The sequence below is a fragment of the Arthrobacter sp. 131MFCol6.1 genome (assembly GCF_000374925.1).
Classification (GTDB): Bacteria; Actinomycetota; Actinomycetes; order Actinomycetales; family Micrococcaceae; genus Arthrobacter.
Map to the genome: position 1 here is coordinate 142,276 of NZ_KB895542.1, position 23,743 is coordinate 166,018.

At 65.8% G+C, this 23,743-nt stretch carries 23 protein-coding genes; 9 read left to right on the forward strand and 14 right to left on the reverse strand.

Translation table 11 applies throughout. The features are described from left to right. Window positions 1–20: 20 nt before the first annotated feature. The 12 genes from C566_RS0107415 to C566_RS0107470 form a co-directional block, all read right to left on the reverse strand. Window positions 21–1,046, reverse strand: a complete 1,026-nt coding sequence (locus C566_RS0107415) for a Tad domain-containing protein (RefSeq protein ID WP_018773695.1) — start codon at window positions 1,044–1,046, stop codon at window positions 21–23. After that, entirely contained in the window at window positions 1,034–1,408 is a 375-nt protein-coding gene (locus C566_RS0107420; RefSeq protein WP_018773696.1) for a TadE/TadG family type IV pilus assembly protein, read from the reverse strand. Before C566_RS0107420 ends, C566_RS0107415 begins: the two co-directional genes overlap by 13 nt. Window positions 1,409–1,512: 104 nt before the next feature. Beyond that, window positions 1,513–1,746 carry a Flp family type IVb pilin gene (locus tag C566_RS0107425; RefSeq protein ID WP_018773697.1) on the reverse strand — a complete coding sequence of 78 codons (234 nt, stop codon included), beginning with the start codon at window positions 1,744–1,746 and terminating at the stop codon, window positions 1,513–1,515. A gap of 246 nt (window positions 1,747–1,992) precedes the next feature. Next, a complete protein-coding gene (locus C566_RS0107430; RefSeq protein ID WP_018773698.1) occupies window positions 1,993–2,874 on the reverse strand; it encodes a type II secretion system F family protein in 882 nt (293 codons plus the stop codon). Window positions 2,875–2,892: 18 nt separating this feature from the next. Further along, a complete protein-coding gene (locus tag C566_RS0107435; protein ID WP_018773699.1) occupies window positions 2,893–3,843 on the reverse strand; it encodes a type II secretion system F family protein in 951 nt (316 codons plus the stop codon). Between the two features lie 2 nt (window positions 3,844–3,845). Then, the gene (locus tag C566_RS0107440; protein WP_026266480.1) at window positions 3,846–5,315 is read right to left on the reverse strand and encodes a CpaF family protein; all 1,470 of its coding nucleotides are present in this window, start codon (window positions 5,313–5,315) and stop codon (window positions 3,846–3,848) included. Further along, the gene (locus C566_RS0107445) at window positions 5,312–6,517 is read right to left on the reverse strand and encodes an AAA family ATPase (RefSeq protein ID WP_018773701.1); all 1,206 of its coding nucleotides are present in this window, start codon (window positions 6,515–6,517) and stop codon (window positions 5,312–5,314) included. The genes C566_RS0107440 and C566_RS0107445 overlap by 4 nt, the downstream gene beginning before the upstream one ends. Further along, complete coding sequence (cpaB, locus tag C566_RS0107450) at window positions 6,514–7,293, reverse strand: Flp pilus assembly protein CpaB (protein WP_026266481.1); 780 nt, start codon at window positions 7,291–7,293, stop codon at window positions 6,514–6,516. The genes C566_RS0107445 and cpaB overlap by 4 nt, the downstream gene beginning before the upstream one ends. Window positions 7,294–7,313: 20 nt before the next feature. Further along, window positions 7,314–8,330 carry a pilus assembly protein TadG-related protein gene (locus C566_RS0107455; RefSeq protein ID WP_018773703.1) on the reverse strand — a complete coding sequence of 339 codons (1,017 nt, stop codon included), beginning with the start codon at window positions 8,328–8,330 and terminating at the stop codon, window positions 7,314–7,316. Next, window positions 8,318–8,719 (reverse strand): TadE/TadG family type IV pilus assembly protein, encoded by a 402-nt coding sequence (locus C566_RS0107460; protein WP_018773704.1) that lies wholly within the window; start codon window positions 8,717–8,719, stop codon window positions 8,318–8,320. The genes C566_RS0107455 and C566_RS0107460 overlap by 13 nt, the downstream gene beginning before the upstream one ends. 118 nt (window positions 8,720–8,837) lie before the next feature. Continuing rightward, window positions 8,838–9,044, reverse strand: a complete 207-nt coding sequence (locus C566_RS0107465) for a Flp family type IVb pilin (RefSeq protein WP_043466379.1) — start codon at window positions 9,042–9,044, stop codon at window positions 8,838–8,840. A 269-nt stretch (window positions 9,045–9,313) separates the two neighbouring features. Further along, on the reverse strand, window positions 9,314–10,039 hold the full coding sequence (locus tag C566_RS0107470; RefSeq protein WP_018773706.1) for a prepilin peptidase: 726 nt from the start codon (window positions 10,037–10,039) through the stop codon (window positions 9,314–9,316). A 317-nt stretch (window positions 10,040–10,356) separates the two neighbouring features. Between C566_RS0107470 and rplM the strand changes: the two genes are divergently transcribed. The 3 genes from rplM (at window position 10,357) to glmM (ending at window position 12,830) form a co-directional block, all read left to right on the forward strand. Further along, entirely contained in the window at window positions 10,357–10,800 is a 444-nt protein-coding gene (gene rplM, locus C566_RS0107475) for a 50S ribosomal protein L13 (protein ID WP_015937805.1), read from the forward strand. A gap of 36 nt (window positions 10,801–10,836) precedes the next feature. After that, window positions 10,837–11,346, forward strand: coding sequence for a 30S ribosomal protein S9 (gene rpsI / locus C566_RS0107480; RefSeq protein ID WP_018773707.1), 510 nt, complete (start codon window positions 10,837–10,839; stop codon window positions 11,344–11,346). Between the two features lie 113 nt (window positions 11,347–11,459). Further along, entirely contained in the window at window positions 11,460–12,830 is a 1,371-nt protein-coding gene (gene glmM, locus C566_RS0107485) for a phosphoglucosamine mutase (protein WP_026266483.1), read from the forward strand. A 168-nt stretch (window positions 12,831–12,998) separates the two neighbouring features. Here glmM and C566_RS23435 read toward each other — a convergent pair whose 3' ends face one another. After that, on the reverse strand, window positions 12,999–13,568 hold the full coding sequence (locus tag C566_RS23435; protein WP_018773709.1) for a M15 family metallopeptidase: 570 nt from the start codon (window positions 13,566–13,568) through the stop codon (window positions 12,999–13,001). Between C566_RS23435 and C566_RS23440 the strand changes: the two genes are divergently transcribed. Further along, the gene (locus tag C566_RS23440) at window positions 13,558–13,962 is read left to right on the forward strand and encodes a hypothetical protein (RefSeq protein WP_442852617.1); all 405 of its coding nucleotides are present in this window, start codon (window positions 13,558–13,560) and stop codon (window positions 13,960–13,962) included. The genes C566_RS23435 and C566_RS23440 overlap by 11 nt on opposite strands. Window positions 13,963–13,972: 10 nt before the next feature. Here C566_RS23440 and coaA read toward each other — a convergent pair whose 3' ends face one another. After that, window positions 13,973–14,938, reverse strand: coding sequence for a type I pantothenate kinase (coaA, locus tag C566_RS0107500; RefSeq protein ID WP_026266484.1), 966 nt, complete (start codon window positions 14,936–14,938; stop codon window positions 13,973–13,975). Window positions 14,939–15,083: 145 nt separating this feature from the next. Here coaA and glmS point away from each other — a divergent pair, with 145 nt between their 5' ends. The 5 genes from glmS (at window position 15,084) to treY (ending at window position 23,711) form a co-directional block, all read left to right on the forward strand. Continuing rightward, window positions 15,084–16,976 (forward strand): glutamine--fructose-6-phosphate transaminase (isomerizing), encoded by a 1,893-nt coding sequence (gene glmS, locus C566_RS0107505; protein ID WP_026266485.1) that lies wholly within the window; start codon window positions 15,084–15,086, stop codon window positions 16,974–16,976. Between the two features lie 4 nt (window positions 16,977–16,980). Next, a complete protein-coding gene (locus C566_RS0107510) occupies window positions 16,981–17,328 on the forward strand; it encodes a holo-ACP synthase (RefSeq protein ID WP_018773713.1) in 348 nt (115 codons plus the stop codon). A 68-nt stretch (window positions 17,329–17,396) separates the two neighbouring features. Further along, window positions 17,397–18,935 (forward strand): NAD(P)H-hydrate epimerase, encoded by a 1,539-nt coding sequence (locus C566_RS0107515; protein WP_018773714.1) that lies wholly within the window; start codon window positions 17,397–17,399, stop codon window positions 18,933–18,935. A gap of 91 nt (window positions 18,936–19,026) precedes the next feature. Further along, window positions 19,027–21,402 (forward strand): glycogen debranching protein GlgX, encoded by a 2,376-nt coding sequence (glgX, locus tag C566_RS0107520; protein ID WP_018773715.1) that lies wholly within the window; start codon window positions 19,027–19,029, stop codon window positions 21,400–21,402. Next, window positions 21,399–23,711: a malto-oligosyltrehalose synthase gene (treY, locus tag C566_RS0107525; RefSeq protein ID WP_018773716.1), complete on the forward strand. Its 2,313-nt coding sequence runs from the start codon at window positions 21,399–21,401 to the stop codon at window positions 23,709–23,711. Before glgX ends, treY begins: the two co-directional genes overlap by 4 nt. Window positions 23,712–23,743 lie beyond the last annotated feature (32 nt).

Sequence of the window (23,743 nt, forward strand, 5' to 3'; positions counted from 1 at the left end):
ACGGTGTGGCGACGCATGTCCTATTGCGTGAGCTTGACGACGCCGGCGCCGAAGTCGGGCGCAGGCCCGAGGATGTAGGCGTTGTCCAGGGAAACGTAATGGACGAAGTTGCCGATGATGCCGGTGCAGCTGCCGTCGCAGGTCAACGCGGCATCGACGAAGGGAGGCTTGTTGTGAAACGTAATGGGGAACTTGTTGCCGTTGAAGCTCCAGCCCTTTACGACGAAGGCCGCAAACGAGATGAGTTTGTAGGTGGTGCTGGAACCGGTACCGGCCACCTCATCAAAGATCGGGAGCAGGACTGTGACATCCTTTCCGGCCGTGATGTCTGCGGCCCAGGCCCGCAACTGGTCATCGCACACACCGGGATAGCTGTTTCCGGGATCGCTGGGGGACCAACTCGTGGCGTTGACGATTCCTGCACAGGTACCGGAGGGGCGATTGAGCCAGCCGAATCCACCCGGAACGACGGCTCCCGACGGCCCGTAATTGCAGGTCGCTTCGCCCTTGCTGCCGTGGCTCACCAGCAGTTGCAGACCGCCATCGACGTGAGTCTTCACCTGGCATATGGAGAAGGCGATGGGGAACGCCGTCGGACCAGCCACCGGCCGGCCCCACCGGACGGTGGCACCGGCGGTAACCGTGGCGTCGTTGAAGCCGAGGACGCGGGCGAAGAAGAGCGAGACCCGGTTCGGCGCCTTGCCGGCTTCCTGCGCCCCCGCGGTCACTTTCACTGTGCCGGCCGCTTTATCCAGAACGAGGTCCGCAATGTTGCTTTTCCCGTCGCCAGCATTGCTATTGGCGAGGCCCCGGGCAAGGGCGGAGGTGGTGGAGCAGTCGGCGTCGTTGATATTCCGGGAGCACTTCTGAGCAATGGCGAGGGCTGCGGAGTCGGCTCCGTTACGCAGCTGGGTCCGCTCGGCGTACAGCATGCCGACATCCACGGCCAGAGCGGTGAAGCCGAGCAAAGTCACCATGAGGATGGCGACCAGGACGCTGATGGCCCCGCGCTCGCCGCCGGCGGTTGTGGTTCCTACCCTCCGCACAGCATGACTCCTTTGCCTTCCATGGTGAACGGGCCCGCAATGCCGGTCATCGTGGAGAGCGAATAGGTGATCTTGAGCGTCACTTGGGTACCGGCGGTGCAGGTGGCTGGGCTGATGGTGATGTTGGTGTCGGCCAGCGCCGGTTTCAGCGCCGTGGCCGCGTTCTTGGCCGCCGTTCGCGCAGCGCTGGGGCTGCTGCCGATGGCCATGACCCGGACGCCTTCGCGGGCGGCGCTGGAGAGTGTGACTTGCGCGTTGTACGCCCGGCCGAATTCCGTGATACCGAGCAGCAACATGACCAGGACAGGCGCGAGAAGTGCGAATTCCACGGCGACGGCGCCCCGTTCAGATGTCTTGGACATGGGACCGCCTTCCCGCATTGGTTGCCTGAGACGACTATGTGGTGGCGGCTTGATGCCGCCACCACACTGTCATTCGCCGAAGTGCCGTGCCTGGGACGCGGTGCTTACGGTGCGCAGGAACCCGTGCCTGCTGCCCCGGCGGCTGCGGGTGTGAAGGTGCCGCCGCTGACGGAGCACTGGACCTGGGTGAAGGTGTCGGTCAAAGTGCCCCCGAGGAGGGTTACGGCGACGATGATCACGACGGCGATGAGGGAGACCATGATGCCGTATTCGACGGCGGTGGCGCCGCGCTGGTCGCGGCAAAGACGGGTTGCGAAAGCGGAGATGAAGGAACGCATTGGAGACTCCTGAGCGAGTTGGGAGGCTGGCCCTGCACCAGCACTGAGAGGAACATAGCAACGGACGACACGCCGACGATTCGCCTTTGACGCATCCTGTGCTAAGGCTTCCCAAACTGCACGTTTCCTGTACATTCCCTGCGCCCATCCTGCGCCTGGCACACAGGAGGACCCCCTTGGCTCTGGGTCCAAGGGGGTCCGGTCTGTGGAGCTGCCCGCGGAACGGGCAGCGGCGCGTTCGCCTGCCTAGCGGCCGGTGAAGACGTCCATGATGCTGAGGACGGTGGGTCCGAGCACCACGATAAACAGGGCTGGAAGGATGGAGACAATCAGCGGGAAAAGCATCTTCACGGGCATCTTCATCGCGTGCTCCTCAGCCCGCTGCCGACGCTTGACTCGCATAACTGTCGCCTGGGACTTGAGGACATTGGCGATCGCGATACCGTAGCTGTCCGCCTGGACGACCGCCCGGACGAAGGACCGCAAGTCAGGGACATCCACGCGTTGGGCCATGGCCAGGTAGGCCTCTTTGCGGGAGCGTCCCACTTGCATGTCCTGCAGGGTCCGGACGAGTTCATCGGCCAATGGTCCCTTCCCGGTCTCGCCGACGCGGGCCATGGCGGTTTCGAAACCCAGGCCTGCCTGGACGGAAATGAGCATCTGATCCAGGGCGTTTGGCAGTTCCATCTTGATTGCGGTCCGACGCTTCTCCGCGTAGTTGCGGAGAAGGATGTCGGGGACGAAGTAACAGAGCGCGGTGACTCCCAAGGCGATGCCAAGCTTCATGGGCTTGGGATCAGCGGTGTAGAGCAGGATGCCCAGCACGGCTCCGGCCAAGGCCAGCAGGGGCTTGACCATGACGACACGGGCCAGCGGCCAGGCCTTTGGCCGGCCTGCGCCGGCCAATTGCTTGTCCAGCCATGCTGCGTAACCTTTCGGCATGGCCTTCCTCGCCAGCGACGCTAGCTGCTCGTTGGCACCGGCCGCCCCCGTCCCCGTCTTCGGCCGCTTGCCAAGGTTGGATTGGATGTTTCTGAGTCCGGCACGGTCGCCTGTCAGAACCAGCCACGTCATGACCGACAGCGGGGCGATGATCGCCAGGATGGCGGCATAAGCGATGGTTTGCACTGTTCTCTCCCTGCTTCCCTAGAACTTCGGTTTGATGAGCCGGCTGAGCCAGAAGCTGCCGATCCCGAGGAGGACCACCACGCCGGCGATCATGAGATAGCCGGGCAGCGTACTCGTGAACACCCTGGAGTAGAGGGGGTTGAACAGGGTCAGGCCAATGAACATCACGATCGGGAGGGCTATGAGGACCAAAGCAGAGATTCGGCCTTCAGCGCTAAGCGCCCTGACTTGGCCTCGGATCTGGTTCCGGTCGCGGATAGTTTCGCCAACATGGTCCAGGACCTCGGCCAAGTCTCCGCCAACTTCCCGGTGGATCTCGACCGCCCGGGCGATCCAGCCGAAGTCCTCGTTGTCTGTCCGGCGCGCCACTTCGTCGAGGGACTCGCCGAGATCCCGGCCGATCCTGGTCTCATTGACCACTCTGTTCAGTTCCTCGGCCATGGGCGCTTCATTTTCCTGTGCGGCGGCGTCAATGGCGCGGAGCAAGCTGTGTCCGGCCCTGAGACCGCCGGAAAACATTTGTAGGGTGTCCGGCACCTGGTCGTCGAATTTCTTTCTCCGCCGGGAAACCTTGATGTTCAGGAATGTCACTAGGGCTACAGGGGTGAGCACCAGCAGCAGAACCGCGAAGAACGCCCCGCCCGTCAGGAACCCGATCACCACTGCGACGAAGGTCAAAGCGCCGCCCATCAGCAGGTAATCGCCGGGGCCCTTCTTGAGACCGGCGGCGTCGAGCTTGTCCCTGTTGAGTATGCCGGTGCGGCCGCGGCGCACGCCCTTGTTGAGGGCGTCGACCGCCTGGTTGGTCAGTCTGCTGAACGAGGAGGTCTGCGGCCCCATTTCCGGCCTGCGCCGGGATAGCGGTACCGCCGACCGGGACTTGAAGACGAACGTGAAGACGATCGCCAGCGCTGCATAGACCAGCAGCAGGCCGCCCACGAAGGCGAGGGGGGAAAGCTCCGGGAGCATGGTTACCGCCCCCTTGTCGGCTGCACGCCGAAGACTGCCGGGGAGATGGTAATCCCGAGATCGGCAAAGCGGTCAGTGAACCGTGGCCGGACGCCGGTGGGCACCGGTTTGCCCAGGAACCGGCCGCTGCTGTCCACACCGGCCGAGTAGTCGAAGACGAACGCGTCCTGGAGCGTGACGATGTCGCCTTCCATGCCCTGGACCTCGGTGATATGCGTGACGCGGCGCGAGCCGTCACGGAGCCGGGAGATGTGCACGATCAGGTTGACGGCCGAGGCCACCTGCTCGCGGACGGCCCGCAAGGGCAGGTCCATGCCGGCCATGAGAACCAGGGTTTCGAGCCTGGCGATGGCGTCCCGGGGGGAGTTGGCGTGGACTGTGGAGATGGAGCCGTCGTGGCCGGTGTTCATGGCCTGGAGCATGTCCAGGCATTCCCCGCCGCGGACTTCGCCGACGACGATCCGGTCCGGCCGCATGCGCAGGGAGTTACGAACGAGGTCCCGAATGGAGATCTCGCCCTTGCCCTCAATGTTCTGCGGCCTGCTTTCCAGCCGGACCACGTGGTCCTGCTGCAACTGCAGTTCCACCGCGTCCTCGATCGTGACGATTCGGTCCGACGCCGGAATGAACGAAGACAGCACATTCAGCAGCGTCGTCTTGCCCGTGCCGGTGCCGCCGGACACGATGATGTTCATGCGTGCCAGAACACAGGCCTGGAGCAGTTCGGCCATCTCGGGGGACAGGCTGCCCATCGAGATCAGATTATTGACTGTCAGCGGGTCGCGCCCGAATTTCCGGATTGTGAGAGCCGGTCCATTGACCGCCAACGGCGGAATAATGGCGTTGACTCGTGATCCGTCGGCGAGGCGGGCGTCCACCAAGGGTGACGACTCGTCGATCCGCCGGCCCACGTTTGACACGATCCGCTCGATGACTCGCCGAAGCGCTTCATCTGAGGTGAATTTCGTTTCCGTCAGGTGCAGCTGCCCGCCGCGCTCCACGTAGATCTGGTCAAAGCGGTTGACCATGACTTCGGTGACGGCGGGGTCGTCCAGGAATCTCTGGATGGGACCGTGCCCCAACACATCATCGATAATCTCGCGGATCAGCCGCTGGCGTTCCTGGCCGGAGAGCGGAATCTGTTCCTCGTCGACGACGGCCTTGAGTTCGTCTTTGACCGATTGGTGGAGCTCAGCCTCGCCAATTGAGGAATCGGTAATCCTGGACCCGAGCCGTTCAAACAGGGCCTGGCTGGCCCGCTCCTTGAGCGTGTTGAGCGCCTCACTGGCAATGGAAGCGGTCTGCTGGACTTCAACGACGTCGCTGCGCGATTCCGCAGCGGTCTTGGCCTCATGGATGCGGCCCAGCGTCGATGGGGCCTGGAAGACATCCACCGGGGCAGGTTGCGCTTCAGGCGACTTCCTGGCAGGGGCATCCCCGCGCAGTTGTGCGAATCGGTCGGTGAGGCTCACTGGAATACCGCCCTTCTGTGCAGCTGTTTGTGAGGTCTTGCTTCCCACCCGGGTTTGAAGCGATCCACGAGCTGTCGCAATCCCTTGGACGCGGGATCCCTGCTGCCCTCCTGGAGGACGGGGACTCCCTTGTTGGTGGAGTAGGGAAGGTTCTTGGAACGCGGCAGCACCACATCCACGGGGACACCGACAGTAGCTTCGACGTCCTTCAAGGTCAGGCCCGCCCGCCGGTCCGCCATGTTCAGGACGATGTGACGGCGTTCGGGTGTCAGGTTGAGTTCATCCAGAATCTGGAAGCCGGTGCGCATGCCGCGGATGCTGGGAACGTCCATTCCGCAGATCCAGACGGCATCCGTGGCCTGTTCGAGCGTCGCCAGGACGTGCTCTCCCAGCCCTGGGGCCGTATCCACCACGATGTATTGGAATTCCTGCCGCAGCTGTTCGAGCAGGTGGGAGACATGGGCAGCCGTGATCTTGTCCATGTCGATCGGACTGAGCGGGGCGCACAAGGCGTAGATACCGGCCGGGTGAACGGTCAGGTACGTCTTGAGGACCATCGAATCCTGGCTTGCGGCTCCCATCACGGCATCTGTGATGGTGAACTCCGGCTCCAGCAGCAGGCCGCTGGCCACATCGCCGAACTGAAGGTCGAGATCGACGATCACCACGCTCATCGGGGAGGTCTTGCCAAGCCCGACGGCGAGGTTGGTTGCCACCGTCGTCTTGCCGACGCCGCCCTTGGGTGACATCACCGCGATGACTCGGCCGTTGCCGCCGTGGTCTGCGTGCTCCGACGCCTGCGGGGCGAGCCCGCGCCGCCGGCCCGCAGCTGCAAGACTGGCCCGCTCCAGCATGACGCGAATGGTGTCCGCGTCGGCCGCCGGGTCGAGAAAGTCCCGGACGCCCGCCCGCATAGCCTGCAGCACGCTCTCCGGAGTCGCCGTGGCGGCGAGCACCACGCTGATTTCCGGGTACTGGAGGTCCATCACGGACGCGAGCTTGAGGGAACCCTCCACTGGCAGGCCGGGTCCGAGGATCAGGACCTCCGGAGGTTCTCCCTGCATCTGGCGCAGGATATCTGCGGGGCCTTCCGGCAGGTAGTCTGCCTGGAAGACATGCAGCGCACCGTGCATTCCGGTCACGGCAAGCCGGACCAGGCGCTCGAAGTCACTGTTCGGGGTGATGAGAACGTAGCGGCTCATCGGAACAGTCCCGCCGTGTCAACGACGCCGTTGCTCTTCTCGAGCGCGTCGCCAGGTTCCTTAGACAGGTAGATCTTGCCGAACTCCGCGGCAAACACGATGCGTTCGGCGTCGGCGGAGTTCCGGGCGAGCGTCACGAGATACGTGTCGTCCGTCTGCTCGTTGCTGCTGGACGTCGACGACGCCTGTGCCGTTCCCGCTGTGGCGTCCGAGCCCCCCGTCTGGGTGGCCGTGCCGTTGCTGAATTGCGCCGCCGTCACGAGGACCTTGTGGAAGGTCAGCTGGGTCCTGGCTTTGCTACCGGCCTGGGTGGCACCCGCGTCTTCCAGCGAGAGGAAGACACCCACGGTGTCCCCGGCCTTGAGGACGCCACCCGCGACACGTTCGATAGGAAGCTTGAGCGTGAGTTCCTGGAGTCCGGTGGGGATCTGAACCCGGGACGGACCGAGAAAAGCGTTTTGCTCCACCATCCGCGAGGACAACAGCTGCTCGCCCGGCATGAGGGCTACGGCCGAGACCTTGGCGCCGAGGGACCCGAGGTCCGTCACGCTGTTTTGGGCGATGGCGAGCTTAGGCACTGACTTCCTGGCCACAGAATCGGCGATCGTCTCGGCGGAGGCGCCGGCGGGAATGGTTTTCTGGACGATGTAGATGTTTTCAGTTTCGGTACTGGCCAGCGCGCGTTTATCAGCATTTTGAACGTACGTCACCAGCAATACGGTTCCTATAATTGCCACAAGTAATGCGGCGATGCCCCCCAGCAGGCGTGTTTTCATGATATCCCCTTAGAAATTGTCTATTTGATTAGCTTGATATCCGCCGTTCCAAGATTTGCTCCTGTGCCACCACCTGCCCCCGTCCAGGAGTCGATGGATTCGAACTTGATGAATTGGCCGATAAGGCAGCGGTCGTTGCCGTCTTTGCATGCGAGGTCGGCCGTCATTCCGGGATCGTTCTTTGTGTTGCGAAATTCGTACTCGTGGTTGTTGCCGAACTTCCAGCCCCAGATCTTGAAGGTGGCGTAGCCGATGATGTGGAAGGAGCCGTTCTGACCCTTGTTGGTGGCGTCGTCGAAGACAGGGAACGCGACATGGACTTCGCCGCCGCCGGTGATTGTGTCGGCCCAGCCCTCGAGAATTTTGGAGCATCCAGAGGGCGGGTTGTTGCCCGGATCGGATCCGACCAGATTGCTGCCAAGTTCCGTGATCGCAACGCAGGGGGAGTCCTGGTCCAGCCAGCCCCAGCCGCCCGGGATCTGTGTTCCGGAAGGACCCGTGCAGGTTCCGCCAGGCTTGTAGGAGATCTTCTGCACCTGGCCGGTGTCTGCGGTCGAGAGGTTGTAGCAGTTGTTCGAAATTGCCAACGGGAAACTGGAGCCACCTGAGGGTGGTGCCATGGAGGCTGTCGCATGCGCCCCTACCGTGACGGGCGGCGCATTGAGCGCGCTGGCAAACATTTTGGTGAGAAAGGCGTTCGAGCCGCTGCGGGTGGTGGTGACTACCGTGACCTGGCTGTTCGCCAGATCCACCTTCACAGACTCGATATCGGTGGCACCATCGTTGGAATTGCCGCCTGTGAGCTCCTTCGCCCAGAGGAGTGCATTTGCAGAGCATGCGGCAGGAGTGCGATGACACTGCTGGGCGACGGCGAGTGCCCCCGCGTCCGCGGCGTTCTGCAGTTGAGCCCGTTCGGCGTAGATCTGGCCCACGTCCACGGCCATCGCGCCGGCACCGAGAAGGACCACCATCATGACGGCAACGAAGACGGCGGTGGCGCCGCGCTCCTGGTCGTCTCGCGCGATTAGCCTCCGCATCGCATTGCTCCTACGCCGGTGAGGGTGTAGAGGTCACCGAACATGCCGGTCATGCCGCCGGCCTTGTAAGTGACAGTCACGGTTGCGTTCAAATCCTTCGCGCAGGCGCCGGAGAAGGCGAACCCGAAGTTTCCTGCCGTCAATCCAGGAGCGCCGGCAATTGCGGCGGCTTTTGCAAGACCCACGTCGTTCTTGATCGCCATGGTCCGTGCCGCCTCGCGGGCGGCCTGCGTGACGGAAATCTGAAGGTTGTAGATGTACGAAAATTCGATGATCCCGCCGACCAGGGCGAGCAGGATGGGTAGAACGAGGGCGAACTCGACGGCTGCCGCGCCGCGCTGCCGGCCCTGCGCCCGAGACCGGGGCGACGGTGGACTGCTGCGCTTCATGGGATCCCCCCAGGGATAGATGCAGCTGGATGATTAAGAAAAATGTGCCGCGTCCGCGAGACACGGACGCGGCACATTGGGTGTTGCTGAGACCTGTTGTTGTGCTTTGACGCCGTGTCTAGTTCTTCCAGCCCTTCACGGTGGTGCCGAGGTCGTTGAACCAGGTGTTCAGTTCGTTTCCGAAGGCTGTGACACCCAGGATGATGCCGAAGGCGATAAAGGCCACGAGCAGCGAGTATTCCGTCGCGGTCGCACCCTTTTCGGAGGTGAGCTTTTCCTTGACGCCGGCAACAAAAGCGAGCATTGAGACCATGAGACCAGTCATTTTAGTTTTTCCTTTTCCAGAGATTGAGTAGTGAACGAATCTCCAGCAAATCCCCGATTGCCTATTTGCTGGAGCTTCGTTGGGACAACATTTGCACGGGCGCAATCGGCGCGGCAATGATGTTCGATACTCGACTTTTTAGAAGGAAAATATGGGTACCACTCGCCCGCAAAGGGGGTGTACTCAGTTTTCAAGTAGGGCTGGGTCCCGATTACTTGGTTTGATAAGCCGGCTTACTTAAAGCCCGCACGTGTGGGGCCTGCTGCTACTTAGGGGAGCAGCAGGATGATTGCCAGGCCGGCGGCCAGCATTGAGGGCCCGTAGGGCACTTCCTTCGGCTTGTTTCCGCGGTTTTTGAGGACCAGAAGCGCGGAGGCAACGCCGCCGGCGACGAATCCCAAGGCCCCGCCGTAGAACAAGTGGGACCAGCCTAGGTAACCCAAGTACAAGCCAAGTGGTGCTGCGAGCTTCACATCGCCCATTCCGAGACCGTTTCGGCTGGTCAGGGCAAGAAAAAGGTACAAAACGAACAAAATTAGGGCCCCGGCCACCCCTCGCAGGAGGTTTCCGGCCTCGCCGGAAGCCACAGAGGCTATCCCGAGCAGCACAATTCCGGCCCCCAATAGGGGCAGGACCATCCGGTTGGGCAAAAGGTGGTGCTGCAAGTCGATCCGGGCCAGCTGGACGCCGGCCACAGCCAGCAGGACGTAGGCCGGAAGCTCAGGGGAGATGCCGAGCCGCCAGGCCAGCAGTGCGGACAGAGTAAAGGTGGCCGCCGCCGTCGTAAGTCTCATGCGTACCGTCACGCGTCCGCCCAGGCGGGGGAGCGTGCGCCGGATGAGGAGCTCGGCCAACAGGGACAAGCATGCGCCGGTGAGAGCGACGCCGGCTATGAACAGGACCCCGGTGAGCGCTCCGGTCGGCTGTGCAAATGGCTGTGCCAACGGCTGGGCAAGCAGCAGTGAGACGGAGCCGGCGGCGGCGGGATCGGACACGGTTCCTCCAGGGATGCGACGGGCCGGCACGGGGCAGTCTGCGAAAAAGAGCAGACGGGATGCATCCGGACACCCTATTTTGACCCAAGAGGCCGCCGTCGGCTATTCTTGGTAGTCGTTGTGCGTGTCCTATCTCGATGGTGCGTGCCCGCTTGAGAATCCGGTTGCAGGATAGCTACTCAACGTGCACATTCGAGACCTCAGGATGACTGGTTACATGGAGCCCTCACCTCTGTTCCGGTAGCGCATAGATAGTAGGTGCACCGTAAGAGTGACGCCTAAAACAAGAACGCCAGAACAAGAACGAGGCAAACACCGTGCGTACGTACACCCCGAAGCCCGGCGATATCAACCGCCAGTGGCACGTCATTGACGCCACCGACGTTGTCCTTGGTCGTCTCGCGAGCCAGACCGCAATCCTGCTGCGCGGCAAGCACAAGGCCACCTTTGCGTCCCACATGGACATGGGCGACTTCGTCATCATCATCAACGCTGAAAAGGTTGCCCTCACCGGCGCCAAGCTGGAGCAGAAGCGCGCATACCGCCACTCCGGCTACCCGGGCGGCCTGACCTCCGTCAACTACGCGGAGCTGCTTGAGTCCAACCCGGTTCGCGCCGTGGAGAAGGCCATCAAGGGCATGCTCCCGAAGAACTCCCTCGCTGCACAGCAGCTGGGCAAGCTGAAGGTGTACCGCGGTGCAGAGCACCCCCACGCCGCCCAGCAGCCCAAGACTTTCGAAATCACCCAGGTCGCCCAGTAGTCCTGGCCACCAACCAACTTTTTATCAAGGAGAATCGTGGCTCAGAACGAAGAACTGACCACCGAAGCCGTCGAGGCTGAGGAAAACCTGACCAGCTACACCTCGGAGAGCGGTGCTGCGGAAGCAGCTGCGCCGAAGAAGGAACGCCCGGCGCTGACCGTTGCCGGCGCTGCAGTTGGCCGTCGTAAGGAAGCCGTTGCACGCGTTCGCGTTGTGCCGGGCTCCGGCAAGTGGACCATCAACGGCCGCGAGCTGGCGAACTACTTCCCGAACAAGCTGCACCAGCAGGACGTCAACGAGCCCTTCAAGATCCTCGATCTTGACGGCGCCTACGACGTCATCGCCCGCATCCACGGTGGCGGCATCTCCGGCCAGGCCGGTGCCCTGCGCCTCGGCATCGCCCGTTCGCTGAACGAGATCGACACCGAGAACAACCGCGCCACCCTGAAGAAGGCCGGTTACCTGCGCCGCGACGCTCGCGTCATCGAGCGCAAGAAGGCCGGTCTCAAGAAGGCCCGCAAGGCTCAGCAGTACTCGAAGCGTTAATTTAGCTTCCGGGCGCCCAAAGCGCCTCTTCAAAGGCCCGTCCCGCCACTTGGCGGGGCGGGCCTTCGCCGTTTAAGCCGGACTTGCCCCGGCCATCGACTAAACTTGGTCCGATGTCTAGATTATTTGGAACCGATGGAGTCCGGGGCCTGGCGAACGGGTTGCTGACCGCCGAGCTCGCGTTGCAGCTGGCCCAGGCCGCCGCCGTCGTACTTGGCCATGACCGCAACACGACCGGGAAGCGGCCACGCGCCGTGGTGGCACGGGACCCACGGGCCAGCGGCGAGTTCCTCGCGGCCGCCGTGGAAGCGGGGCTCTCCAGCTCCGGAATCGACGTCTACGACGCCGGCGTGCTGCCCACCCCGGCCGCCGCCTACCTCGTGGCGGACCTCAACGCCGACTTCGGCGTCATGATCTCCGCCTCCCACAACCCCGCGCCGGACAACGGCATCAAATTCTTCGCCCGCGGCGGCCAGAAGCTGCCCGACGACGTCGAGGATGCCATCGAAGTGCAGCTCGCCAAGGAGCCTTTCCGGCCCGTCGGCGGTGAGGTGGGACGAATCCAGCGCTTCTCCGACGCCGAGGACCGCTACATCGTGCACCTGCTCGGCACGCTTCCGCACCGCCTGGACGGCCTGAAGGTCGTCCTCGACTGCGCCCACGGCGCGGCCAGCGGCTGTTCCCCGCAGGTGTTCAAGGACGCCGGCGCCAACGTGATCGTCATTGGCGCCGAACCGGACGGGCTCAACATCAACGAAGGGGTCGGCTCCACGCACCTCGGCCCGCTCAAGCGCGCCGTCCTGGACCACGGGGCGGACCTCGGCGTCGCGCACGACGGCGACGCCGACCGCTGCCTCGCCGTGGACCACGAAGGCAACGAGGTGGACGGCGACCAGATCATGGCCATCCTGGCCGTGGCCCTCAAGGACGCCGGAAAGCTCAAGGACGATGTCCTCGTGGCCACCGTCATGAGCAACCTCGGCCTGAAGCTCGCCCTGCGCGACGCCGGGATCAGCCTGCGCGAAACCGGCGTGGGGGACCGCTACGTCCTCGAGGAAATGCGCAACGGCAGCTACAGCCTGGGCGGCGAGCAGTCGGGGCACGTAATCTTTGCCGACTACGCCACCACCGGCGACGGCGTCCTGACCGGCCTGCAGATTGCAGCCCAGGTGGCCCTCACCGGGCGCCCGCTCAAGGAACTGTCTACGGTAATGACCAAGCTGCCCCAGGTCCTCATCAACGTCAAGGGCGTCGACCGTACCCGGGTCAAGGGCGACGCGGTGGTGGCGCAGGCGGTGTCCGTTGCCGAAGCCGAACTCGGCGACACCGGACGCGTCCTGCTGCGTCCCTCCGGCACCGAGCCGGTGGTGCGCGTGATGGTGGAGGCCGCAGACCACGAGACCGCCCAGGGCGTCGCGGAGCGCCTGGCGCAGGTGGTCCGGACCGAACTGGCTTTGGAGCTCGTCCCCGAGTCGTCCGGCTAAGCGGCTCCCTCAGCGGTTCGCTGTGCCCGGCGCCGCCGAATTTCCCCACCTACGCCCGCGTCCGACGGCGTGTCCGCCGATTGCGTCGGCGTGTCCCGGCGTCGTGGTGGCAAAGATGGGGAAATTCCGACCGGACCGACGCCGCCTTACAGGTTGGCCGGCCCCGCGCTACAAGTAGGCCGGGGCGGCTTCCAGGCCGAAGTACTGCTCGAGCGTGCCGATGCCGCGGGCACGCATGTCCGCGGCCGCCTCTTTCCCGACGAAGCGCAGATGCCACGGCTCGTAGAAATAGCCGGTGATTTCGTGCAGCATCCACGGGTAGCGGACCACGAAGCCGAAGCGGTGGGCGTTCGCCTTGGCCCAGATCGCCGCCGGACGGTCCTTGAACTGGGGCGTGAACGCGTCCGCCCCGCTGCCGTCGCCGATGTCGAACGCCCACCCCGTCTGGTGCTCTGAGTAGCCGGGTCGGGCCGAGGCGGTGTCGGCCTCCGCCTGGCCGCGGGAATTCACGTAGCTGCCGTAGGTGGCCCTCTGCGTCGTGAACGAACGGTATCCGCTGGCCAGGGTGATGATGACGCCGTCGGCGGCCGCGGCCGCGAACATCTTTTCGGCCGCGGCCGCCGTCGTGCTGTTCAGCAGCGCCGCCTCGCCAGAGGTGGCTAACCGGACGGCCGGCCGGACCAGGTCCGGCGGCACAAACGTGGCGGGGGAGAGCGGCCGGTGCTTGTTGACGATCACCCACGGGCTGGTGGGGTCCGAGAGGGAATGCTGCGGCCCCGGCGCCGTGGCCGATGGAGGGAGTGCCGCGGCCGAAGGAGGGTGTGCCCTGGCCGACGGCGGGATGGCCGACGCCGTTGACGGCGCCTGCGTCACCGAAGGGGTGCTATCTGCGCCGGGCGCCGGGGCCGCGCTTGTCGGAGGCGAGGTCGCCGCGGCGGCGGCGGTCGGCGTCGCGCTGCCCGAGCCCGGCGTCGGACCCGGCGTGCCGGACGGTGTGAAGGACTGGGCCGGGGTGCAGGCGGACAGCGCCGCGAGACCGGTGCCCGCCAGCAGGAGGCGGCTGAAGGCCCGCCGGCTCGGCGAATCCCGGCCGGCCTCCTGCCGCCCCGCCGTCCCGTCAGCGTCGTCGTAGCACATCTGTGCTAGACCTTCCTCAGCAGCATCCGGCGGATGGAGTGGTCGGCGTCCTTGGTCAGGACCAGTTGCGCGCGGCCCCGGGTCGGGAGGACGTTTTCCTCGAGGTTGGGCTCGTTGATGCGCTTCCAGATCTCGCGGGCGGTCTCTTCGGCCTCGGCATCGGAGAGTGTTGCGTAGCGGTGGAAGTACGATTCCGGCTGGGCGAAGGCCGTGCTCCGCAGTTTGCGGAACCGGTCCACGTACCACTCCTCGATATACGAGGTCTTCGCGTCGACGTAGATGGAGAAATCGAAGAAGTCGCTCAGGGCCAGGCCCTGCCTGCCGTCCTGCCGCGGCCGGGCCGGAGCCAGGACGTTCAGTCCCTCGACAATCAGCACGTCCGGGCGGCGCACCACCACTTCCTTGCCGGGGACGATGTCATAGGTGACGTGGGAATACCAAGGGGCACGGACCTCCTCGGCCCCGCCCTTGATCTCGCTCACGAAGCGCAGCAGAGCGCGGCGGTCGTAGGACTCCGGAAAACCCTTGCGCTCGAGCAGTTGCCGGCGCTTGAGCTCGGCGAGCGGGTAGAGGAATCCATCCGTGGTGATGAGCTCCACATTGGGAGTGCCGGGCCAGCGCCGGAGCATTTCGCGCAGGACGCGGGCGATGGTGGACTTGCCCACGGCCACCGAACCGGCCACGCCGATCACGAACGGCGTCCGCTGGGTGCTTTCGCCGAGGAAGGTGGTGGTGGCCGCGTGAAGCTGGCCCGCGGCTTCCACATAAAGGTGCAGGAGCCGGGACAGCGGCAGGTAGACCTCGCGCACTTCCTTGATGTCGAGGGGGTCCCCGAGGCCGCGAAGGCGGAACACATCCTCTTCATTAAGGGGCTGCTCCATCTGGGCAGCGAGCCGGGACCAGGTCTGCCGGTCCAGCTCCACGAAAGGGGAGACACCTTCCCCGTTCGCTTCATTGCGTTGCAAAGTCACCCTAGAGATTCTGCCCTTCACAACGCCGAGAGCGAAATGGACTGGCCGGTGGGAGCCGGGGCCGGCCCTCCGCAGCCCCGCGCAGGGCGCTTCACGCCCCGCCGTCCCACGTCCTCCCACCCGGAAACCCGCTAGGCTTATGACCATGTGTGGAATCGTTGGATATGTGGGCCACTCAGATGGCCGGGTAAATACTGGACACAATGCCTTGGACGTTGTCCTTGAAGGATTGCGGCGCCTGGAGTACCGCGGCTACGACTCCGCGGGTATTGCAGTAGTGGCCGACGGCACCATTTCTTCCCGGAAGAAGTCGGGCAAACTGAGCAACCTCATTGCGGAGCTGGACACCCGCCCGCTGCCGGAATCCCTCACGGGAATCGGCCACACGCGCTGGGCGACGCACGGCGGCCCGACGGACCAGAACGCGCACCCGCACCTGTCCGACGGCGGCAAGCTGGCCCTGATCCACAACGGCATCATCGAGAACTTCGCCGAGCTCAAGCTCGAACTCCAGCGCAAGGGCGTCACCTTCGAGTCCGAGACCGACACGGAAGTGGCGGCTGCCCTGCTCGGGGACATCTACCGTAACCAGCTCGGCGGTGACGCAGGCAACGGCGGCCTCACCCGGGCCATGCAGCTTGCCTGCCAGCGGCTCGAAGGCGCGTTCACGCTCCTCGCCGTCCACGCCGACCAGCCCGACGTGGTGGTCGCTGCCCGTCGGAACTCCCCGCTCGTCGTCGGCCTCGGCGAAGGCGAGAACTTCCTCGGCTCCGACGTCTCCGGCTTCATCGACTACACCCGGCGCGCCGTGGAACTCGGCCAGGACCAGATCGTCACAATCACCGCGGACTCCGTGGAAATCACGGACTTCTACGGCGCCCCCGCCGAGGGCAAGGAATACCACGTCAACTGGGACCCTGCCTCAGCCGAAAAGGGCGGCTTCCCGTCCTTCATGGAAAAGGAAATCCATGACCAGCCGGATGCCGTGCTCCAGACGTTGCTGGGCCGCTCCGACATCCACGGCAAGCTGACGCTTGATGAGCTCCGTGTTGATCCGCAGCTGCTCAAGAACGTCAACAAGATCATCGTCCTCGCGTGCGGCACCTCCGCCTACGCCGGCCAGGTGGCGAAATACGCGATTGAGCACTGGTGCCGGATTCCCACCGAGGTCGAACTCTCGCACGAATTCCGCTACCGGGATCCGATCGTGGACGAGAACACGCTGATTGTCTCCATCTCCCAGTCCGGCGAGACCATGGACACCCTCATGGCGGTCCGCTACGCCAAGGAACAGGGCGCCAAGACGGTCTCCATCTGCAACACCAACGGGTCCACCATCCCGCGCGAATCGGACGCTGTGCTCTACACGCACGCCGGACCCGAGATCGCCGTGGCCTCGACCAAGGCGTTCCTGGCACAGATCACGGCCGCCTACCTGCTAGGCCTTTATTTGGCACAGCTGCGCGGCAACAAGTTCCAGGGCGAGATCAAGGACATTCTGGCCGACCTGGGCAAGATCCCGGCCAAGATCCAGCGCATCCTCGACAACGAGGCCCAGATCAAGGAACTCGGCCAGTCCATGGCGGACGCCAAGTCCGTGCTGTTCCTGGGCCGCCACGTCGGTTTCCCCGTTGCGATGGAGGGCGCGCTGAAGCTCAAGGAGCTCGCGTACATCCACGCCGAAGGCTTCGCCGCCGGAGAGCTCAAGCACGGCCCGATCGCGCTGATCGAGGAAGGCCAGCCCGTCTTCGTGGTGGTCCCGTCCCCGCGCGGCCGCGACTCGCTGCACTCCAAGGTGGTCTCCAACATCCAGGAAGTCCGTGCCCGCGGCGCCAAGACGATCGTGATCGCCGAAGAAGGCGACGAGGCCGTCAAGGCGTACGCCGAGCACGTCTTCTACATCCCGGAGACCCCCACGCTCCTGGCACCGCTGCTCGCAACGGTTCCGCTGCAGATCTTCGCCCTCGCACTCGCCTCGGCCAAGGGTTACGACGTGGACCAGCCACGCAACCTGGCCAAGAGCGTGACCGTAGAATAACGCCATGATTGTTGGCATAGGCGTAGACGTCGTAGACATTGAGCGGTTCGGGCGCCAGCTCGAGCGCACCCCCGGGCTGCGCGACAGGCTGTTCGTCCCCGCCGAGCGGGAACTGAACACGCGGTCCCTCGCCGCGCGGTTTGCCGCGAAGGAGGCCGTGGCCAAGGTATTGGGGGCGCCGGCCGGCATGAACTGGCAGGACTGCTGGATCGGGCTGGACCAGAACGGCCCCACCGTCCAGGTCAAAGGCACCGTGCTGGCCGTGGCGGAGTCCAAGGGCGTCAAGCGCTGGCACTTGTCCATGAGCCACGACGGCGGGATCGCCACCGCGACGGTTGTCGCCGAAGGCTGAGACGGCCGTCCAGGCAGGACCGGCCCCAGCGCCAGGCATTCCCCAGCGACCGCGAATGGACTGAAACCATGATCAGCGCCTACACCGGAACCCAAGTGCGAGAGGCCGAAAAGCCATTTCTCGACGACACCCTGGGCTCCGGTGCGGGCGCTGTTCTCATGCAGCGGGCCGCGTACGGCCTCGCCAACGCCGTGATCCGCGAACTGCGGAGCCGCGGGCAACGGCTGTACGGCTCCAGCGTGGCCGTGCTGGCGGGCAAGGGCAACAACGGCGGAGACGGGCTCTTCGCCGCCGCGCTGCTGGCCCGCCGCGGCATGCGCACGACGGCGGTGCTCACCGCCGGCGCCGCCCACGACGCCGGGCTGGCGGCGTTCCGGAAGGCCGGCGGCCATGCAGTGGCCCTCACCGGGGACAACGTGGCCGGACTCGCCGCGCTGGCCGGCGGCGCCGACGTCGTGATCGACGCAGTCCTCGGGACCGGAGCCCAGGGCGGGTTGCGGGGACCGGCCGCCGAGCTGGTCGCGGCCCTGGGGCGCTCCCGGCCGGGCTCCCGTTCCCCCTTGGTGGTGGCCTGCGACATCCCCAGCGGCGTCGACGCGGACACGGGGGAGTCGCACGCGCCGGTGCTGGCGGCCGACATGACGGTGACCTTCGGAGCCGCCAAGGCCGGCCTGCTTGCGGACCCGGGCGCGGACTTCGCGGGCACCATCCGAGTAGTCCCGATCGGAATCGAGCAGGCGCTGCCATGGCCGTCCCTGCGGCGGCTGGAGGCCCGGGACCTGTCCGCCCTCCTGCCACGCCCGCAGCGGCGGGCGCACAAGTACTCCAGGGGGGTGCTTGGGGTGGTCGCAGGTTCCGGCGCTTATCCCGGCGCCGCGGTGCTGGCCTGCCAGGGCGCCCTGGCTGCCGGCGCCGGAATGGTGCGTTATCTTGGGCCGCCGGACGTCGCCGACCTGGTCCGCCGGTCCTGTCCCGAGGTGGTGTGCAGCGCCGGCGCCGTGGCCGACACGCACGTTCAGGCCTGGCTCGTTGGCTCCGGACTCGACGACTCCGATGAGCAGCAGTTGCAGCGCGCCCGTGACGCCGCGGATTCGGGCCTGCCGATGGTCGCCGACGCCGGCGCGTTGCCGGCCCTGCCGGACGTTCTGGCCCCGCAAGTGATCCTGACACCCCACGCTGGCGAGCTGTCGGCATTGCTTCAGCGCCTCGGGGCTCCAATGGACCGTTCCGCCGTCGAGGCATCCACGCTTAGCGCCGTGCGGCGGGCTGCGGGCCTGACCGAAGCCACCGTCCTGCTCAAGGGCGCCACGACCCTTGTGGCCTCGCCCTTCCAGGACTTCTACAGCCAGGCCGAGGGCACGCCCTGGATCGCCACGGCAGGCAGCGGTGACGTCTTGGCCGGAGTTATCGGGGCGCTGGCGGCCCAGCTGGGCGCCGACGTCGGGCGCTTCGGCGAACATGACATCGACCCCGACGCCAGATGGGCGGCGATCGCGGCGATGGCAGCCAGTATCCACGGTCTCGCCGGGGTCCGGGCTTCCCGCGGGGGCCCGGTGACCGCAACGGCCATTGCCCGTGCCGTTCCGGAGGTGATGCGGGAGCTGTAACAAACAGGGGCGCTCCGAGCGCCCGAACAATTACTAACCCTACTTACAAGTAGTCTGTCTAGAGAATATTCGTTCCGCACGAGGAGTACACATGGAAGTCTGGCCCGGATCGGCTTACCCGCTGGGAGCCACCTTTGACGGCACTGGCACCAACTTTGCCCTGTTCAGCGAGCGCGCCGAGCGGGTGGAACTGTGCCTCCTTGCTGACGACCTGACCGAGACCCGGATCGAACTGACCGAGGTGGACGGCTACGTGTGGCACTGTTACCTGCCGCAGGTCCAGCCCGGACAGAAGTACGGTTACCGGGTCCACGGCCCGTACGAACCGGAGAACGGCAACCGCTTCAACCCCAACAAGCTGCTGATGGACCCCTACGCCAAGGCCGTCCAGGGCCAGATCGACTGGGACCCGGCGCTCTTCACCTACGAATTCGGCGACCCCGACTCGCGCAATGACAGCGACTCGGCGCCGCACACCATGCACGGCGTGGTCATCAACCCGTTCTTCGAGTGGGACGGCGACCGCCAGCTGCGGATCCCCTACCACCAGTCGGTCATCTACGAGGCCCACGTCAAGGGCCTGACCGAGCTCCACCCGGAAATTCCCGAAGAGCAGCGCGGCACCTATGCCGGCGTGTCGCACCCGGCCGTGATTGAGCACCTGAAGAAGCTCGGCGTCACCGCGATCGAGCTCATGCCCGTCCACCAGTTCGTCAACGACGGCACGCTCGAGGAGAAGGGCCTCAACAACTACTGGGGCTACAACACGATCGGCTTCTTCGCGCCGCAAAACACCTACAGCTCCTCCGGCGACGTCGGACACCAGGTGCAGGAATTCAAGGCCATGGTCCGCGAGCTGCACAAGGCCGGCATCGAAGTGATCCTGGACGTGGTGTACAACCACACCGCTGAAGGCAACCACCTCGGCCCCACGCTGTCCTTCAAGGGCATCGACAACCAGGCCTACTACCGGCTGGTGGACGATGACCTGAAGCACTACATGGACTACACCGGCACCGGCAACTCTCTCAATGTCCGGCACCCGCACTCCCTCCAGCTGCTGATGGACTCCCTGCGCTACTGGGTGACCGAAATGCACGTCGACGGCTTCCGCTTCGACCTCGCCTCCACCCTGGCCCGCGAGTTCTACGACGTGGACAAGCTGTCCACCTTCTTCGAACTCATCCAGCAGGACCCGATCGTCTCCCAGGTCAAACTGATCGCAGAGCCGTGGGACATCGGCCCGGGTGGCTACCAGGTGGGCAACTTCCCGCCCCAGTGGACCGAGTGGAACGGCAAATACCGCGACACGGTCCGCGACTTCTGGCGCGGCGAGCCCTCGACCCTGGGCGAATTCGCATCCCGCCTGACCGGCTCCGCGGACCTCTACGAAAGCTCCGCCCGGCGCCCGGTGGCCTCGATCAACTTCGTCACGGCGCACGACGGCTTCACCATGCGCGACCTCGTGTCCTATAACGAGAAGCACAACGACGCCAACGGCGAGGGCAACAACGACGGCGAATCCCACAACCGCTCCTGGAACTGCGGCGAGGAAGGGGACACGGACAACGACCACGTCCTGACCCTCCGCGCCCGCCAGCAGCGCAACTTCATCGCCACTCTGCTGCTCTCGCAGGGCGTCCCGATGCTCTTGCACGGTGACGAGCTCGGCCGCACCCAGCAGGGCAACAACAACACCTACTGCCAGGACTCCGAGCTGAGCTGGATCCACTGGGACGCGATGGACCAGCCGCTGGTGGAGTTCACCGCCGTCGTCAACAAGATCCGGCACGACCACCCGACCTTCCGGCGCAGCCGCTTCTTCGACGGCCGCCCGGTGCGCCGCGGCGAGGGCGAGAAGCTGCCGGACATCGTCTGGCTGAAAACGGACGGCACCGAAATGCTCCCGGAGGACTGGGGCAGCGGCTTCGGCCGGACCATCGGTGTGTTCTACAACGGCCACGGCATCCAGGAACAGGACTCCCGCGGACGCCGGATCACCGACGACAGTTTCCTGCTCGGCTTCAACGCCCACGACGACGACGTGGACTTCGCCTTGCCGGCCGAGGAATACTCACGGTTCTGGGACGTGCTGGTGGACACCGCGGACCAGGCGGACACTGAGGCGCCGCTGAAAGCCGGGTCCGTGCTGAAGCTGGCGGCAAAGTCGATGGTGGTACTCCGGGCCCACTCCGGCCCCGAGGTGGAAGTGGACTACTCCGCGGCCGCCTCCCTCGCCGCGATGGCCGAGCACGAGGATTCGGCGGGTGCCGATTCTGCGGTCCCGGCACCGGAAGCTAAGGCGGACCCCGCTCCGGAGGCTCCGGCGGACCCCGCTCCGGAGGCCCCGGGCGAGTCGGCTCCGGAGGCCCCGGCAACCGGCGCCTCCAAGGGCTCCGCGAAGGCCTCCGGTTCGAAGAAGACGGGGGCCGAGAAGCCGAAGACGCCGAAGGGCCGAGCTAAATGAGAACTCCCGTCTCCACGTACCGGCTGCAGATCCGGCCCGGGTTTACGCTGCAGGACGCCGCGCAGACCGTGCCGTACCTGAAGTCTCTGGGCGTGGATTGGATCTACCTCTCGCCGATCCTCACGGCGGAGCGTGGCTCGGACCACGGCTACGACGTCACCGATCCCTCCGCCATTGATCCAGACCGGGGCGGCGCGGACGGCCTGCTGGCGGCATCGGCGGCCGCGCGGGAGGCCGGCATGGGCGTGCTGGTCGACATTGTGCCCAACCACGTCGGCGTCGCGACCCCGGCCCAGAACCCGTGGTGGTGGTCCCTCCTGAAGGAGGGGCAGCAGTCCCGCTACGCGCAGGCGTTCGACGTCGACTGGGACTTCGGCGGCGGCCGGGTGCGGATCCCCGTATTGGGGGACGACTCCGACGTCGACGCGCTGGAAATCAAGGACGGGGAACTGCGCTACTACGATCACCGCTTTCCGCTCGCCGAGGGCACGTACACCGAAGGTGACGATCCCCGCGAGGTCCACGACCGGCAGCACTACGAACTGATCGGCTGGCGCCGGGCCGACACGGATCTGAACTACCGCCGGTTCTTTGCCGTCAACAGCCTGGCCGGGATCCGGGTGGAGCTCCCCGAGGTCTTCGATGAGGCCCACGCGGAGGTTGTGCGCTGGTTCCGGGAAGGTCTCGTCGACGGCCTGCGGATCGACCACCCGGACGGCCTGGCCGATCCGGAGGGATACCTGCGCCGGCTGCGGGAGGCCACGGGCGGCAGCTACCTGCTGATCGAGAAGATCCTGGAACCGGGCGAGGCCCTGCCGGCCGGCTTCGAGTGCGAGGGCACCACCGGGTACGACGCCCTCGCGGCTGTGGACCGGGTGTTCGTCGACGCCGCCGGCCAGGGCCCGCTTGACGCGCTCGACGCCGAACTGCGCGGCGGCGCTGCCGACTACGAGGACATGATCCGCGGCACCAAACGCCGGATCACGGACGGAATCCTGCACTCGGAGATGCTCCGGCTGGCCCGGCTGGTCCCTGCCGGGGCAGGGCTGGGCCAGGACGCGGCGGCGGACGCGCTGTCCGAGATCATCGCCGCGTTCCCGGTCTACCGCAGCTATCTTCCGGAGGGCGCGGACGTCCTGAAAGAGGCATGCGAACTCGCGGTCCGCCGCCGCCCCGAACTCGAAGGCGCCGTCGGCGTGCTGCTGCCGCTGCTGCTCGACGCGGAGGCCGAACTGGGCATGCGCTTCCAGCAGACGTCCGGGATGGTCATGGCCAAGGGCGTGGAAGACACCGCGTTCTTCCGCTACACCCGGCTGGGTACCCTGACCGAAGTCGGCGCCGACCCCACCGAGTTCGCCGTGACGCCGGAGGAATTCCACACCCGGATGACCCGGCGCCAGGCCGAGTTGCCGTTGTCCATGACCACGCTCAGCACCCACGACACGAAGCGCAGCGAGGACACCCGCGCCCGGATCTCGGTTCTTGCCGAGCTCGCACCGGAATGGCAGGCATCCCTTCAGCGGCTGCAGAAGCTGGCGCCGCTGCCGGACGGGCCGCTGGCCAACCTGCTGTGGCAGGCCATCGCGGGCGTCTGGCCCGCAGACCGCGACCGGTTGCAGTCCTACGCGCAAAAAGCCGCCCGGGAGGCCGGGAACTCGACCAACTGGATCGATCCGGACGAGGCCTTCGAGGCGGAACTTTCAGCCGCCGTCGACGCCGCCTTCGACACGCCGGAGGTGACCGCCGAGCTGGAGTCCCTCGTGGCCCTGCTGGAGCCGTACGGGGCCGCCAACTCCCTCGGCGCCAAGCTCGTGCAGCTCACCATGCCCGGGGTGCCGGACGTCTACCAGGGCACCGAGTTCTGGGACCGTTCGCTGACCGATCCAGACAACCGGCGGCCGTTCGACTTCGGCGCCCGCCGGCGCGCCCTCGCCGCGCTCGACGCCGGTGAGCGTCCGGGGTCGTTCCTGGACGAGGCGGCGAAACTCCTCGTCACCTCGCGGGCCCTGCGGCTGCGGCGGGACCGGCCGGAGCTGTTCACCGGGTACACCCCGGTCACAGCCACGGGCGCCGCCGCTGCGCACCTGCTCGCCTTTGACCGCGGGACTCCCGCAGCCCCGGGCGCGCTGACGCTCGCCACCCGGCTGCCCCGCGGCCTGGAGCAGCGCGGCGGATGGCAGGACACGACAATCGAGCTCGCCGCGGCCATGGCCGATGAACTGACCGGGTCCACGCACGGTCCGGGCACCGTGGCCGTGGGGGAGATCCTGCGGGACTACCCCGTGGCCCTCCTGGTGCCCACCGCCTAAGCAGAACCCGTAGCACGAAGAAGTACCGACAT